The following is a 14993-nucleotide window of genomic DNA, read 5'->3' on the forward strand; positions in this document are numbered from 1 at the left end:
GATGCTACAAGCGCGTTGCTACAAGCGCCCGATCTCGACCCGGAACGCCTTCGTGGGCTTCGTCTTCGCATCGGCACAGCTCGCCCGCACCGGATCGCCCGGGGTCTCGGTCACGGTCACCCGGTGCAGGGTCGTCGATCCGGCGACACGGTGCCGGAACACCACGCTGCTGGTCGTGGCCCGCGCCGAGCTCGCCTGGGCCGGCGGGCTGACCTCGACCAGCTCGAGACCGTCGACCCGGGTCTCCCCGAGGGCCTCCAGGAGGGCGATCTCCGCGGCCTGCACCGGCGGGTCGTAGGCCGTCCGGCCGCGCATGAGCGACGGCACGAGGCGGCCGGCGAGAGTCTCCGAGGCCACCCGTTCGGCCGACTCGACGTCGAGGCGACCGTAGGAGATGCCGTGCGGCAGGGTGAGCATGGCGCCGGCGAACCGGTGCCCGCCCAGGTGCGTGGTCTCCCAGGTCTCCTGGGGGTGCTCGGCACTCAACGCGGCCACGACGGGCCGGCCGAACTCCGCGCAGCACGCGTCGCGGCGTCCGTTGGTGCAGACCAGGAGCAGCGGGTGCTCGACTGGTTCGAGGCCCGACGACCGGCCCTCGGCGAGCCCGTCGAGATCGAGGTCGAGCAGGTCGTCGGCCACCTCGAACACGGTGGTCTCGAGCCACGCGCGACCCGGTGCGGCGTACCCGAGGTACACCCGGAAGGCCTCGGTCGTCGAGGAGCGACCGTGCCGCCTGATCAGCTGGACGCGTACGCCGGCCTCGGCGGCGGTCTCGGCGAGACCTGTCCGCACGTGCTCGGGCAGGCCGCTCTCGGCGAGGGCCTTGTTGCCCCAGGGGCCGGTCTGCTCGACCAGGAGGTACGCCGCGTCGACGGCCGCCGATCCGGCCAACTGCTCGTCGAGTGCACCGACCGAGCACCGGAACCGGTCGGAGGAGGCGTTCGCGGGGTCCGTCATGCGCCGAACACCCCGAGCCAGCAGTCGGCGAGCACGTCGAACCCTTGGGGCGTCGGGTGCACGCCGTCGCTGACCAGCGCGCGAGCCCCGTCCGACGACGCGGCCTGCGCCATCGGCCCGTCGGTGGCCACCAGGTCCGCGTCGAACTCCTGCGCCAGTCGGCGCACCATGGCGATCTTCTCGTCGAGGTCGGCCCGCCACGACCACTGCTCGTCGCGCACCGGCAGCAGGAACGGCTCGAGCACGATGATGCGCTCGACGCCGGCAGCGCGGGTGCGGACCAGCAGGTCGCGATATCCGGTCTCGAACCGGGACACCGGCGTCGGCTCCTGACGGGTGTAGCGGCGCCACATGTCGTTGACGCCGACCATGACGGAGACGACGTCCGGGGCGTGCGCGAGCACGTCGCGCCCCCAGCGCTGCTGCAGGTCAGGGACCCGGTGGCCGTTGATGCCGGTGTTCAGCACCTCGTGAGCGGGCAGGGCCGCGGCGACGCGGGCGACGTACCCGGTGCCGAGGTCGGTCGGGTCGGTGAGGTCGCGGCCGGCCGCCGTGATCGAGTCGCCGGTGAGAAGGAGCCTCACGCGTCGGCCCTGATCTCCATGGCAAGGTCGATGTCGATGACCTCTGACTTGGCGCCGACGGTGAGCTTGCGGGAGGCGGCCCTGCCCGAGTCGGCCCCGGCCGCGCTGACGATGTAGATGCCCGCCAGCGGCAAGGGCACGGTGAACTCGCCCTCGTCGTCGGCGTGGTCGGAGAGCACGAAGTCGCCGCCGCCCTGGTGCAGCGTGACCAGGGCTCCGGGGACGACCGCGCCACCGTCGGTGACCGTGCCCGACAGAGTCAGCTGTCGCTCCAGCGCGACGTCGTGCTGCAGCGAGCCACCACGGAAGTCGAGCACCTGTGCCTGCGGCGCCCAGCCACCGGCGTTGCCGATCAGGAGGTACTGCCCGGCGCCGGGCAGCGCCACCGAGAAGCGGCCTTCGTTGTCGCAGCGGGCCCAGTCGACCGGCCGGCCGTCCATGCGGGTGACCGTGACGATGGTGTGAGTCTGGCGGGGCACGTCGCCGCCGGGCAGGATCCGGCCGCGCACGACGGTCTCGCTGCGGTCTCCGGCGACCGCCACCGCCGGGACGCCCTCGCGTCCGGCAGCCACCGTCGAGGGCACCGGGATGCGGAGGATGACCAGGCAGGCGACGAAGCAGGCCAGCACGGAGAGCCAGAACATCAGCGTGAACGCGTGCTCGGCGGGAATCTGCCGCCCGGCGAAGCCGACCGTCATCGAGGTCAGGATCGCGGCGAGCACGGCACTGGACGTCGACCCGCCGACCGCCCGCATCAGCGAGTTGAGGCCGTTCGCGGAGGCGGTCTCGGTGATCGGCACCGAGGCCATGATCAGCGTCGGCATGGCCGCGAAGGCGAACGCCGTGCCGATGCCGACGAGCGTCGCCCCGATGATGATCTGGAGCACCGACTCGTGCACGAAGATGCGGAACACGTAGCCGCTGGCCATGATCGCGGAGCCGAGGAACATGGTGCTGCGCCCGCCGTACCGGGCGAGCAGGATGCCGGAGACCGGGGACAGCAGCACCATCACGAGTCCCGAGGGCACCATCGCCAGCCCGGCGGCACTGACGTCGAGGCCGAAGCCGTAGCCGGTGGCCTTGGGCAGCTCGAGCTGCTGCACGGTGAGCAGCATGTTGACGTACATCGAGAAGGCGATCAGCACCGACGCGACGTTGGTCAGCAGCACCGGCTTGCGTGCCGACGTACGCAGGTCGACCAGGGGCTCGCCGACCCGCAGCTCGTAGGGGAACCAGCCCGCCATCACGACGGCGGACAACGCGAGGCAGCCGAGCACTTCGGGGCTGGTCCAGCCCCACTGTCCGCCGTTGGTGACCGCGAGCAGGAACGAGGTGAGCGCGACCGAGAGGAGGACGGCGCCGCGGTAGTCGAAGCGCCCCGGAGAACGGACGTCGGACTCGTCGACGAGCAGGTAGACGCCGGCCGTGACCAGCACCCCGAACGACGCCGACACCCAGAACAGCGAGTGCCAGCCGAAGTGCTCGAAGAGTACGCCGGACAACGGGAGCCCGAGCGCACTGCCGATGCCGAGGGTGGCGCTCATCAGCGCGACACCGAAGCCGACCCGGGCGGGCGGCAGCTCGTCGCGCATGATGCTGATGCCGACCGGGATCATCGCCGCGGCGAAGCCCTGCAGCGCCCGGCCGATCAGGGCGGTCAGGAACACCGTGCCGATGGCCAGCATGAGCGAGCCCAGCACCATGCAGACCAGCGCGGTCAGGATCATCCGCTTCTTGCCGAACATGTCGGCCAGCCTGGAGACGATCGGGGTGGCCACCGCGCCCGTGAGCAGCGTGATCGTCACCATCCACGAGGCGTTCGCCTCGGAGACGTCCAGGATCTGCGGGATCTCGGGGGTGAGCGGGACGACCAGGGTCTGCTGCAGCGCGGCGAGCATGCCGGCCAGCGAGAGCACCGTGATGACCGCCCACGTGGGTGCCCGACGCGCGGCTGTGGTCAAACCCGGCTCCTGACGGTGGTGGTGGACACCCCGCAGTCTGCCAGCACCCGTCAGCCCCCGGCGATCAGTCCCGGAAGAGCCCAGGATCAGTCCCGGATGAGCCCGCGTCTGCGCCCGATCGCCGCGGCCTCGGTGCGCCCGGACGCGCCGAGCTTGCCGAGGATGTTGGACACGTGGACGCTGACCGTCTTCACACTGATGAACAGCTGCTTGGCGATCTCGCCGTTGGTGCGCCCGACCGCGACCAGGGTCAGGATCTCGGTCTCGCGGGGGGTCAGCGTGGTCGAGGCCGCCGACTCGGCCCGCACCGGCGTGGTGCCGAGCGACTTCAACGCGTCGAGGACAGGTTTGGCGCCGAGCGTCTGCGCGGACTCGCGGGCCAGGTCGGCCAGCTCGCGGGCTCCGGCCACGTCACCCGACGCCCGCAGCACCGACGCCAGGTGGGTGCGCGCCCAGGCCAGCTCGAGGGCGTGCCCGAAGTCCTCGAAGAGGATCACCGTCTCGCGCCAGATCTCGATGAGGTCGTCGACCGGCGGGGTGTCGATGCCGGCCAGCCAGCGGAAACGCAGGATCTCGGCGTCGAGCCGTTTGCCCCAGGCCCGCCCCTCGGGACCCCACAGCACCGCGGACTCCGCGGCCGCGTCGAGGACGCGGTGCCCGACGGCGAGCAGCTTCTCGGCGGTGGCGGCGTACGTCGCCCGTTCGTCGGTGCTCATCACCGGCACCGACGCCGAGAGGGCGGCGATGGTGACCGTGGACAAGCGCACCCGGGCCTGGAAGAGCTCGGGCCAGTTGGGGGTGAGCGTGTCGATGACCAGGTCGTGGGTGTCGACCACGGCCTGCGGCTTGGCGGCCCGTCCGAGCGCCTCGATCTCGACCGGCGCCGAGATGATCGCCAGCACCCCGTCGCGCGCCCAGTGCTTGCGCAGCCTGCGCAGCTCGGTCGCGTGCGCCCCACCGCGGGCGGTGAGGACGGCCAGCCGCAGCGCGACCAGCATGTCCTCGGCCATCGTCGGCGGCGACTGCCCGGTCATGTCGGTGAGCGCGAGCACCGACTCCCACATGCCGACCACGTAGGCGATCTGGGCGTGCTGGAACCGGCAGTCGAAGGCGTACGGCGCCCACGGCACGCCGGCCTCCTTGGCCCGTGCGGTGCCCCGGGCGAACGCCTCGCAGGCCTCGGTGAACCGGCCACGGTCCTGATAGGCGCGGCCGAGCAGATAGAGGGCGCGCAGCTCGGAGTTGATCGCACCGGTCTCGAGGCCGCGGCGTACGGCGTCCTCGAGGGCGACCTCGAGCTCTTCCATCGGCACTCGTTTGTCGAGGCCGACCATGGTCACCGTCACGTCGGCCGCGGTCTTCGACAGGCTGTGCGTCTCGGAGAGCGCGAGCGCCTCCATCGCGGCCTCGCGGGCGCGCTCCTTGGTGTCGCTGCCGAGCATCACCCGGGCGAAGATGGCCAGCAGCTTGGCCCGTCCGCGAGTCGGCTCGGTGGGGATGAGGGCATAGCCCTGCTCGGCATGCGCCTCCCAGTTGGCGTCGTTGTCGAACAGCTGGGCGGTCTGGGCAGCGGCCAGGTGCAGGTGGGCCAGCGCCTCGGGGTCGGTGTCGTCGGACAGGGAGGCCAGGTGTCGCTCGAGCAACGTCAGCCCGCGGTGGGGCTGGCCGACGGCGAGCAGGGCGTCGCTGGCCTTGACCACCAGGTCGGTCACGTCGATGTCGGCGGCGAGCTTCGGGTCGCTGGCGATCTCGAGGGCGTGCTCGTAGTGACGCGAGGCCTCTTGAGGCCCACCGACGGCCATCGCCTCGTCACCGGCACGGATGCTGGCATCAAGTGCGGTGGCGAAGTCGCGGGCCGCCCGGGCGTGGTGCGCGAGCTCGGCCGCCGTACCGCCGGCGCGACCGTCGCGCAGGGCCCCGGCGTACGACGCGTGCAGCCGGACCCGTTCGCCGGGGAGCAGGTCGTCGTAGATCGCCTCGGCCAGCAGGGCGTGGCGGAAGGCGTAGGCGTCGTCGCGCGAGGTGACCAGGACGTGGGAGTCGACCGCGGAGCGCAGGGCGCGGTCGAGGTCGCCCTCGGACACGCCACTGGCCTCGACGAGGAGGCGGTGGGAGACCCGGCGTCCGGCGACGGAGATGGCGCGCACCACCTGGCGGCCGACGTCGTCGAGCCGGTCGAGCCGGACCAGCAGCAGGTCGGCGAGGTCCTCGGGGACACGGGAGGCCCAGGTCGCGCCGACCAGCTCCTCGACGAAGAAGGCGTTGCCCTCGGCGCGGTCGACGATGTCGGAGACACCGGACTCGGTGAGGGTGTCGGGGTGCAGCTCGCGGATCAGCTCGCGCACGGCTGCCGGGCCGAGGGGGCTGAGCATGAGGCGCTCGACGCCGCGGATGCGGGACCACTCGGCAACCTGGGCACGCAGGGGGTGGCGGCGGTGCAGGTCTTCGGCGCGGTAGCTGACCACCATCGCGACCGGCTCGAGGAAGGGCCGGCTGCACAGGAAGCTGATCAGGTCGCGGGTGGACTGGTCGGCCCAGTGGGCGTCTTCGATCACCAGCAGCGTCGGGGCCTTCGCGGCGGCGGCCTCGAGCAGGGCGTGCACGGCCTCGAAGATGTCGGAGCGGTCGACCGAGCCCTCTCCGGCGTCGCCGCTGAGCATGCGGCGGCCGGGTTGGAGGCGGCCGAGGCCCGGGTGCATGCCGGCGACGGTGTCGACCACGTCGGGCAGGTCGGTGGCCAGGCGGCCCATCACCTCGGAGAACGGGAGGTAGGGCAGGGCGCTGTCGCCGAAGTCGAGGCAGTGGCCGGCGACGACCTGCCAGCCCTCGGCGAAGGCGACGTCGCGCAGCTCGGTCAGCAGGCGGGTCTTGCCGACCCCGGCGTCACCGGCCAGGAGCACGACATTCGGTTGGGCATTGGACTGGGCAGTGGGCTGGGCGTTCTGGCGCGCCTCGACCCTCGGCGGACGGACTCCGAGCATTTCGCTGAGCTCAGCGAGTTCGGTGTCGCGTCCGACGAGGGCCTGTTGAGTTCCGAGAGACGCCACGTCCCCCATGATGCCGGGTTCGTGGGTGGTTTCGCTCGCGGGTTTCACCCGCACGGTGCTCAACTCGCGATGTCGTCGTCCAGTGGGCGGCGTACTGAAGGGATTCGGTCCGCGTCGCGCAGCTTGCGACGACGGCGGACGGGCTTCCACAGCTCACGGTTCCGGTTGTTGCGGTAGTCGATCTCGGCGTTGGCGTAGTAGATGCTGTTCGTGTCCATGCCACAGAGACTGCGCGCCTGAGGTAGGCCACCACATGGGGCGTGAGCCCTAGGTGGGCTCCTGGGTGCCTCAGATCCGGGGGGTCAGATTCGCCGACCCGCCACCCATGTCTCCTGCACAAGTGGTACGCCGGGCCGGTAGGCCAGGTGCAGGTGGTTCGGGGCGTCGAGGACGGCGAAGTCGGCCCGGCTCCCGACCGTCAGCGTGCCGACGTCGTCGCGGGCCAGGGCCCCGGCTCCACCGCGCGTGGCGGCGTCGAGCGCCTGAGTCGGGGTCAGCCCCATCTCGCGTACGGCGAGGGCGATGCAGAACGGCATGGAGCTGGTGAAGCACGACCCGGGGTTGCAGTCGGTGGCGATCGCGATCGACACCCCGGCCGCCAGCAGGGCACGCGCATCGGGGAACGGGTGCTTCGTGGAGAACTCGACCCCGGGGAGCAGGGTGGCGATCGTGCCGCTCTGGGCCAGCGCGTCGACGTCGGCGCGACTGAGGTAGGTGCAGTGGTCGACCGCGGTGAGCCCGAGCTCGCAGGCGAGCTGCACGCCGGGGCCCTCTCCGAGCTGGTTGGCGTGCATGCGGCCCCGCAGTCCGGCGGCGATCCCGGCCCCGAGGACGGTGCGGGCCTGGTCGGCGTCGAAGGCGCCGGTCTCGCAGAACACGTCGACCCATCTGGCGTGTGGTGCCGCCGCGGCCAGCATCGGGCCGGTGACCAGGTCGACGTACTCCTCGGGAGTGGTGCCGTCGGGCACGACGTGGGCGCCGAGGAACGTGGTCTCGTCGGTGAACTGTCGCGCGACGGCCAGCGACCTGGCCTCGTCGAGGACGCTGAGTCCGTAGCCGCTCTTGATCTCGAGGGTGGTGGTGCCCTGCCGGCGCATCTCCTGCACCAGCCGGCCCACGTGGGAGGTGAGCTGTTCGTCGGTGGCGGCGCGCGTCGCACGCACCGTCGTACGGATGCCGCCGGCGGCGTAGGCCTCGCCGGCCATCCGCGCGGTGAACTCCTTGGCCCGGTCGCCGGCGAAGACGAGGTGGCTGTGGCTGTCGACGAAGCCCGGGATGACGGCCCGGCCGCCGACGTCGTACGTCGCGTCGGCTTCCGGTGCGTCGATCGCCGGGCCCACCCAGGCCACCTTGCCGTGCTCGACGACCATCGCCGCCCGGTCGAGGGTGGGCCGGTCGTGCTGCCAGGTGACCAGCTCGCCGATGTTGGTGACCAGGGTGCTCATCGGACTGCTCATCGGACTCCTCATCGGGCTCCTTCGATCGCGGCCTGCAGTTCGTGGCCGATCTCGTGACGGGTGGCTGCGGTCTCGTGGAGCACGCCGTCGACCATCACCGAGCGGACGTCCTCGGCGACGGCTGCGAAGACCGCCGTCTCGGGGCCGGCGCCGGTGCCGGCGGTGCGTGGACTGGTCAGGTCGAGGGTGACCAGGTCGGCGCGCTGCCCGACCGCGATGCGGCCGGCGTCGGGGAAGCCCAGGCTGGCGTGGCCCTCGTGGGTGGCGGCGTGCAGCAGGTCGATCGCCGTCCAATGGCCGCGCTTCTGGGTGGCCAGGCGCTCGTCGAGCTCGACCGCGCGCATCTCCTCGAACGGGTCGATCACCGCGTGGCTGTCGGACCCGAGGGTCAGCCGGGCGCCGTGGTCGGCCAGGGCGCGGGCCGGTCCGACGCCGTCGCCGAGGTCCCGTTCGGTGGTCGGGCAGAAGCAGGCGCGGGCCTGTGACCCGCCGAGCAGGGCCAGGTCGTGGTCGGTGAGGTGGGTGGCGTGGACCGCGCTGGTCATCTCGCCCAGGGCGCCGGCACCCTCGAGCAGCTCGGTCGGCGTGCAACCGTGGGCGGCCAGGCACTGCTCGTTCTCGGCGACCTGCTCGCTGAGGTGCACGTGGAGGGGTTTGCCTCGTGCTTGGTGGGAAACGGTCGGGATCTGGTCCTTCGGGACGGCGCGCACGGAGTGGATCGCGGCACCGATGACGGTCGAGTCATCGCCCTTCAGTGCGTCCACACGCTCCGCCCAGCGGTCCGCGTCACCGTCGGAGTAGCGCACCTGCACGCCCTCGGGCTCCTTGCCGATACCGGACGCGAGGTAGCACGTGTCGAGCAGCGCGATCCGGATCCCGGCGTCCCTCGCCGCGGCGATCAGCGCGTGGCCCATCTCGTTCGGGTCGGCGTACGCCGTGCCGTCGGGCTGGTGGTGCAGGTAGTGGAACTCACCCACCGCGGTGATGCCCGCGGCGAGCATCTCGCGGTAGGTGGCCCGGGCCAGTTCGTAGTACGTCTCCGGGGTCAGGCGCTCGGCGACGGCGTACATCTGCTCGCGCCAGGTCCAGAAGCTGCCCAGGCCGCCCCGCGTGTGACTGCCCTGCGTGTGGCCGCGCAGGGCCCGGTGGAACGCGTGTGAGTGGCAGTTCGCCAGCCCCGGGAGGCTCAGCCCGGCCAGCCGGATCGGCCGCGCGTCCCCGTCGCCCGTGTGCCGGGGGAGTACGTCGACGAAGCGGCCGTCCTCGACCGTCACGACGACGTCGTCCTCGACCCGATCGCCGACCAGTGCCTTCTCCAGCAGGTAGGACGTGCTCACCCGGCCGCACCCTCTCCAGCCAGTCTTTCCAGCGTCGTGGCGAGTGCCTCGACGCCGACCAGGCAGTCGGCGGTCTCGGCGAACTCGGCAGGCGAGTGGGAGACCCCGGTGGGGTTGCGGACGAAGAGCATCGCGGTCGGGATGCCCGCGGCGGAGAGGACGCCGGCGTCGTGGCCGGCCTGGGTCGGGATGATCGGCCAGTCACCGACAGCGTGGCCGGTCGCGAGCCGCCTGGCCAGGTCGTCGTCGAAGTGCACCGCCCCGGAGACCGACTCCGCGGTCACCGCCAGCACTGTGCCGTCGAGTCCGGCCCGGTCGTGGCCCATCCGCTCGATCTCGGCCATCAGCGCCGCCAACGAGTCGTCGGTGGCGCAGCGCGCGTCGAGCCAGGCGGTGACCCTCGAGGGCACGGCGTTGGTGCCGTTGGGGACGGCCTCGATGCGGCCGAACGTGGCCCGCTCCCCCGACAGCCTGGCCTGCTTGTTGGCCGCCAGGGCGGTCATCGCGTAGGTCAGCATCGGGTCGTGCCGGTCCTCCATGCGGGTGGTGCCGGCGTGGTTGGCCTCGCCGGTGAAGTCGAAGCGGTAGCGCCCGTGGGGCCAGATCTCGCTGGCCACACCCACGGCCGCGCCACGGTCGACGAGGTCGCGGCCCTGCTCGACGTGCAGCTCGACGAAGACCCCGACGTTCTCGAGCAGGTGACCGGTGCCGAGCTCGGGCTCCAGACCGGCCGCCGACATCGCGTCGAGCAACGGGACGCCGGCGCGGTCACGCAGCTCCCGGGCCTGCTCGGGAGTGGTGGCACCGGTCATCAGGCGCGAGCCGAGACAGGCGAGCCCGAAGCGTGAGCCCTCCTCCTCGACGAAGGCGCCGATGCCGATGGGACGCGCGGGCACGAAGCCACGGTCGCGCAGGTGATCGATCGCCGCGAACGACGAGACCACGCCCAGCGGACCGTCGTACGCCCCGCCGTCGAGCACGGAGTCGAGGTGGGAGCCGGTGAGGACGCCCGGACCCCCCGCCGACGCGGCGCGCCACCAGCCGATCGTGTTGCCGTTGCCGTCGGACTCGACCTCGAGCCCGCGGGTCGCACACTGCTCGAGGAACCAGGCGTGGCACTCGCGCTCTGCGGATCCGAAGGGTTGTCGGAAGTAGCCGCCGCTGCTCGCCGAGCGTCCGATCGGGTCGAGGTCACGCCACAGCTGCTCGAAGGTCACCCCGACAGTCCACCGGTCGCGGGTCCCCGGGTCAACGCGGCCCGCCCGCGACGCGTCTCGGATCCGAGACGTGGGATGCTCCCGCCCATGGAGTTCAGTGAGGTCGTCCGACGACGGCGCATGGTTCGGCGGTACGACGACCGCCCGGTCGACCCGGCCGTGCTGGACCGGATGCTCGAGCACGCCACCCGCGCACCGAGCGCCGGATTCACCCAGGGCTGGGCGTTCCTGCGTCTGGACACCCCCGAGTCGGTGGCGCGGTTCTGGCGCGCCACCAGCCCCGACGAGGGCGCGAGCAACGACTGGCTGGACGGCATGCGCACGGCGCCGGTGGTGATCGTGCCGCTGTCCCACAAGGACGCCTACCTGACCCGCTACGCCGAGGAGGACAAGGAGTCCTCCCACCAGCGCTGGCCGGTGCCCTACTGGCACATCGACACCGGCATGGCGGCCATGCTGATCCTGCAGACCGCGGTCGACGAGGGCCTCGGTGCGTGCTTCTTCGGCATCCCCGACGGGTGCACGCAGTCGTTCCGCGACGAGTTCGGCGTACCGCCGGAGTTCAAGCCGATCGGCGCGATCACCGTCGGCCACCGGCTCCCCGACACCGGCTCGAAGGGATCGCCCTCGCGGCGCAGGCGAAGGGCAGTGGACGAAGTCGTGCACCGCAACGGCTGGTAGCGCATAGGGTCGCGCCATGGGAGACCCCAGCACGCCGATCGGGCGGCTCCAGGCACTGATCCGCATACCGACGGTGTCGTACGCCGACCGCGCGCGCACCGACACGACGGCGTTCGAGGAGTTCGCCCGGCAGCTGGCCGAGAGCTTCCCCCTGCTGCACGCGAAACTCGACAGGACCGTCGTGCTCGACCACGGCCTGCTCTTCCACTGGCGAGGCGCCAGCGACGCCAGGCCCGTCGTACTCATGGCGCACATCGACGTCGTCCCCGTCGAGGAGTCCGACACCTGGCAGCACCCGGCATTCGGCGCCGAGATCCACGACGGCGTGCTCTGGGGCCGGGGCACCCTCGACGACAAGGGCTGCCTGGCCGGCATCTGCGAGGCGGTCGAATCCCTGCTGGGGCAGGGATTCACGCCCGCGCAGGACGTCTGGCTCAGCTTCGGCTGCGACGAGGAGGTGATGGGCAAGGCCGCCCCCGAGGCGGTCCGCATCCTCACCGAACGTGGCGTCGAGCCGTGGTTCGTGCTCGACGAGGGCGGCGCCGTCGCCTACGACGCCTTCCCAGGTGTCTCGAAGCCACTGGCCGTCATCGGCGTCACCGAGAAGGGCATCACCAACGTCCGGCTCACCGTCGAGGGCCGCGGCGGGCACGCCAGCATGCCGACGAGGATGGACACCACGGCCCGTCTGGCCCGGGCCATCCTCCGGCTCGACCAGAGCCCGTTCCCCAGCTCGGTGCCCGAGCCCACGGTGGAGATGTTCCGACGCCTGGCGGCGCACCTGCCGCTGCCCCTGCGGCCGATCGCCCGCAACGTCGACCGGCTCAGGCCCGCGCTGGCCCGGGCACTGGTGGCGGCCGGCCCCGAGTCCGCCGCCATGACGCGTACGACGACCGTGGTCACCACGCTGAGCGGATCGCCGGCCAACAACGTGATCGCCTCGCGGGCCACCGCAGGCATCAACGTGCGGATCATGGTCGGCGACACCGTGGCCGGGGTGGTCGACCGGATCCGCACGGTGGTCAACGACAAACGGGTCAAGGTCGACATCGTCGAGAGCAACGAGCCGAGCCCGCTCTCCCCGACCGACGACGACGCGTTCCGGCTGCTCGAGGCCACCATCGCGACCACGTTCCCCGACGCGGTCGCGACGCCGTACGTGATGATGGGCGCGACAGACTCCCGCTTCTTCACCGCGATCTGCCCGCGGGTCTATCGGTTCGCGCCGTTCCGGATGACCAAGGCGCAACGCGAGTCGATCCACAGCTACGACGAACGCATCGGGGTGGACGACTACCTCGAGGGTGTCGGCTTCTACCGGCGCCTGGTCAAGGGAATCCGATGACGCAGCCGATGGCACCGGCGCAGCAGAAGGGCCCGGTCGTCCCCGGGCTGTGGGCGATCGTCGGCTTCCTGGTCTGCGTCGAGCTGGCCAGCGGCGTGCTGCAGGGCTACTACACGCCGATCTTCAGTGACATCGCCGACCACCTCGGCATCCGTGACGCCGACGTCAACTGGTTCGAGGCCGCCCAGCTGATCCTCTCCGCCCTCGTCGTACCGCTGCTGGCCCGCCTGGGCGACCTGATCGGCCACCGCAACGTGCTGCTCATCTCGACCGCGGTGACCGCGTTCGGCTCGTGGATGCTCGCTTTCTCGCCGTCGTTCACCACGTTCCTGATCGGCTGGGCGCTCCAGGGCGCGTACGTCGTGTGGTTGCCGCTCGAGGTCGCGATCATCCACCGCCGCACCGCCGCGTCGGGCCAGCAGACGGTGCTCACCCGTCGGGCCGCGGCGTTCCTCGTCGCGGCGCTCGAGACCGGCGTGATCATCGGCGCGCTGACCAGCGGCGCACTGGTCGAGGCGACGTCCATGACGTTCCTGCTGTCGCTGCCGGCGATCGTGGTCACCGCGTGCTTCTTCGTGATCTGGTTCGGCATCGAGGACGTCCGCGGCGTCTCGTCCGGCGGCGTCGACCTGCCCGGCCTCGGCCTGATCACACTCACCCTCGGGCTGGTGATGGGCGGCCTGATCGTGGTCCGCCTCCAGGGCGTCGACAGCCTGCTCGCGTGGGGCCTGATCGTTCTCGGTGCACTGAGTCTCGTGCCGTTCATCCGCTACGAGGCAGGCCAGTCCGAGCCGTTGATCGACGTACGCCTCTTCGCCCGGCCGGACCAGTGGCCGATCCAGCTCACCGCGTTCCTGTTCGGCATGTCGGTGCTCGGCGCGCAGATCCCGCTGTCGACGTTCGCCCGCACCGAACCCGCGGAGGCCGGCTACGGCCTCCGCGCCGACGCCGGCTTCGTGTCCACCCTGATCGGGTTGTACGTCGTCGCACTGGTGATCGGCGCGCTCACCCTGCCGCTCGTGGCGCGCGTGGTGGGTGCCCGCGGCGCGATGATCGTCGGCTGCCTGCTGGTGGCCCTCGGCTACGCCCTGTTCCTGCCGTTCCACGACTCCACCGCACAGGCGCTGATCAACATGGCGGTGGCCGGCATCGGCTCCGGCGCACTCGTGGCGGCGCTGCCCGCTGCGGCCGCGGCGGCCGCACCACCCGAGCGCACCGGCTTCGCCACCGGCATGACGAATGCCACCAAGACTGTCGGCGGGGCCATCGCTTCGGCGGTCTTCGCGATCGCGCTCTCGGCGACCGGATCCCTCGAAGGGCCTGAGGAGGGGCATGCCGCGCTCGGCGGCTACCTCACCGTATGGTCGGTGTGCGCCGCAGCCGCCCTGATCGCGGCACTGGCGCTCTTCGTCATCCCCAAGGAGCCCCAGGAGCCAGAGTGACCGATGAACGACGCCGGACCCACGTCCCTCGCCTTCCCGGCCCGCTCACCTTCCTGCTGGTCCTGATCGCCGCACTGCTGCTCCCCCTCGCCCTGGTGAGCAGCTGGACCGCAGCGGTGGTCACCGACACCGACGAGTACGTCGAGACGGTGACGCCGCTGGCCGAGGACCCGCACGTGCTGGCCGGCGTACGCCGCGAGCTCGAGATCGCAGCCGTCCGGGCGATGGCGCGAACTCCCGCGGCTGGCCAGCAGACCACCCAGGTCAACCGGGTGATCAAGCAGGTCACCTCCGACAGGCGCTTCCGCACCGTCTGGGCCAGCGCCAACCGCACCGTGCACCAGCAGGCGATCGCCGTCCTGGAGAACGACAACAGCAACGTCGACACCTCGGGCAGCTACGTCACCATCGACCTCGAGCCGCTGGTCACCTACCTCGAGCGCGACCTCGACCGGTCGGGCATCCCGACGCCGCGGGTGGCGGGCGCGACGTTCATCAACGTCATGAAGACCTCCGACCTGGAGAAGTTCCGCAGCGGCTACGTCGCGATCGACCGGCTCGGCTACTGGCTGCCGATCGCCTGGGTGGTGCTGGTGATCGTGCTGCTGCTGACCGCGCGCCGCCGCCTGGCGACGCTCGGCCGCCTGGCCGTCGGGTCGATCATCACGCTGTTGCTGCTCGCCGCCGTACTGTCCGTCGCGCGCGACCGGGTCGTCGAACGCTCGCCGGACGAGGACCTGCTCGGCGCGGTGTGGGACACGTTGGCGTCGTCGCTCTGGACCAGCCTGTGGACGCTGGTGATCGTCGCGGCCGCGACGCTGCTGGTGCGCATCGTGGTCGGTGTCGTGCTGAGGACGCGGAACCGGGGCCACGCGCTGCCCCGGTGACGCCCGAGAGGCCACCGGGGTTGCGCAGCACGCACCTCTTGCCCCCTCGGTCGCGCCCCAAACCCACGTAGTCTGGAG

General features: G+C 71.6%; 12 protein-coding genes. 4 read left to right on the top strand and 8 right to left on the bottom strand.

Annotation, left to right across the window (positions count from 1 at the left end):
- Nucleotides 1-18 precede the first annotated feature (18 nt).
- From ASH02_RS21440 to ASH02_RS21470, 8 genes are all read right to left on the bottom strand, one after another.
- The gene (locus ASH02_RS21440; protein ID WP_056683149.1) at nt 19-957 is read right to left on the bottom strand and encodes a sucrase ferredoxin; all 939 of its coding nucleotides are present in this window, start codon (nt 955-957) and stop codon (nt 19-21) included.
- Nucleotides 954-1541: an SGNH/GDSL hydrolase family protein gene (locus ASH02_RS21445; RefSeq protein WP_056683151.1), complete on the bottom strand. Its 588-nt coding sequence runs from the start codon at nt 1539-1541 to the stop codon at nt 954-956. The genes ASH02_RS21440 and ASH02_RS21445 overlap by 4 nt, the downstream gene beginning before the upstream one ends.
- Nucleotides 1538-3502 carry an MFS transporter gene (locus ASH02_RS21450; RefSeq protein ID WP_200950080.1) on the bottom strand — a complete coding sequence of 655 codons (1965 nt, stop codon included), beginning with the start codon at nt 3500-3502 and terminating at the stop codon, nt 1538-1540. Before ASH02_RS21450 ends, ASH02_RS21445 begins: the two co-directional genes overlap by 4 nt.
- Before the next feature lie 86 nt (nt 3503-3588).
- A complete protein-coding gene (locus tag ASH02_RS27395) occupies nt 3589-6549 on the bottom strand; it encodes a helix-turn-helix transcriptional regulator (protein WP_162250981.1) in 2961 nt (986 codons plus the stop codon).
- Nucleotides 6550-6608: 59 nt separating this feature from the next.
- Nucleotides 6609-6767, bottom strand: coding sequence for a hypothetical protein (locus ASH02_RS26245; RefSeq protein ID WP_156388729.1), 159 nt, complete (start codon nt 6765-6767; stop codon nt 6609-6611).
- Nucleotides 6768-6851: 84 nt separating this feature from the next.
- Nucleotides 6852-7994 carry an imidazolonepropionase gene (gene hutI, locus ASH02_RS21460; protein WP_056685079.1) on the bottom strand — a complete coding sequence of 381 codons (1143 nt, stop codon included), beginning with the start codon at nt 7992-7994 and terminating at the stop codon, nt 6852-6854.
- A gap of 20 nt (nt 7995-8014) precedes the next feature.
- Complete coding sequence (locus ASH02_RS21465; RefSeq protein WP_057295422.1) at nt 8015-9343, bottom strand: formimidoylglutamate deiminase; 1329 nt, start codon at nt 9341-9343, stop codon at nt 8015-8017.
- Nucleotides 9340-10560 (bottom strand): allantoate amidohydrolase, encoded by a 1221-nt coding sequence (locus ASH02_RS21470; RefSeq protein ID WP_056683160.1) that lies wholly within the window; start codon nt 10558-10560, stop codon nt 9340-9342. Before ASH02_RS21470 ends, ASH02_RS21465 begins: the two co-directional genes overlap by 4 nt.
- Before the next feature lie 87 nt (nt 10561-10647).
- On the opposite strand from ASH02_RS21470, the gene ASH02_RS21475 reads away from it, so the two are divergent.
- From ASH02_RS21475 to ASH02_RS21490, 4 genes are read left to right on the top strand one after another with little or no spacing between them, the layout of a single operon-like run.
- Nucleotides 10648-11241 carry a nitroreductase family protein gene (locus ASH02_RS21475; protein WP_056683163.1) on the top strand — a complete coding sequence of 198 codons (594 nt, stop codon included), beginning with the start codon at nt 10648-10650 and terminating at the stop codon, nt 11239-11241.
- A 16-nt stretch (nt 11242-11257) separates the two neighbouring features.
- Complete coding sequence (locus ASH02_RS21480) at nt 11258-12586, top strand: M20/M25/M40 family metallo-hydrolase (RefSeq protein ID WP_056683166.1); 1329 nt, start codon at nt 11258-11260, stop codon at nt 12584-12586.
- Nucleotides 12583-14028 carry an MFS transporter gene (locus ASH02_RS21485; RefSeq protein ID WP_056683169.1) on the top strand — a complete coding sequence of 482 codons (1446 nt, stop codon included), beginning with the start codon at nt 12583-12585 and terminating at the stop codon, nt 14026-14028. The genes ASH02_RS21480 and ASH02_RS21485 overlap by 4 nt, the downstream gene beginning before the upstream one ends.
- The gene (locus tag ASH02_RS21490) at nt 14025-14915 is read left to right on the top strand and encodes a hypothetical protein (protein ID WP_056683174.1); all 891 of its coding nucleotides are present in this window, start codon (nt 14025-14027) and stop codon (nt 14913-14915) included. The genes ASH02_RS21485 and ASH02_RS21490 overlap by 4 nt, the downstream gene beginning before the upstream one ends.
- Nucleotides 14916-14993 lie beyond the last annotated feature (78 nt).

The organism is Nocardioides sp. Soil796, assembly GCF_001429525.1.
In the GTDB taxonomy this organism is placed as follows: Bacteria; Actinomycetota; Actinomycetes; order Propionibacteriales; family Nocardioidaceae; genus Nocardioides.

Bases quoted from the DNA above. Each gene is read 5' to 3' on its own strand.
- ASH02_RS21440 (WP_056683149.1), bottom strand. From the start codon at position 957: ATGACGGACCCCGCGAACGCCTCCTCCGACCGGTTCCGGTGCTCGGTC.
- ASH02_RS26245 (WP_156388729.1), bottom strand. From the start codon at position 6,767: ATGGACACGAACAGCATCTACTACGCCAACGCCGAGATCGACTACCGC.
- hutI (WP_056685079.1), bottom strand. From the start codon at position 7,994: ATGAGCACCCTGGTCACCAACATCGGCGAGCTGGTCACCTGGCAGCAC.
- ASH02_RS21475 (WP_056683163.1), top strand. From the start codon at position 10,648: ATGGAGTTCAGTGAGGTCGTCCGACGACGGCGCATGGTTCGGCGGTAC.
- ASH02_RS21480 (WP_056683166.1), top strand. From the start codon at position 11,258: ATGGGAGACCCCAGCACGCCGATCGGGCGGCTCCAGGCACTGATCCGC.
- ASH02_RS21485 (WP_056683169.1), top strand. From the start codon at position 12,583: ATGACGCAGCCGATGGCACCGGCGCAGCAGAAGGGCCCGGTCGTCCCC.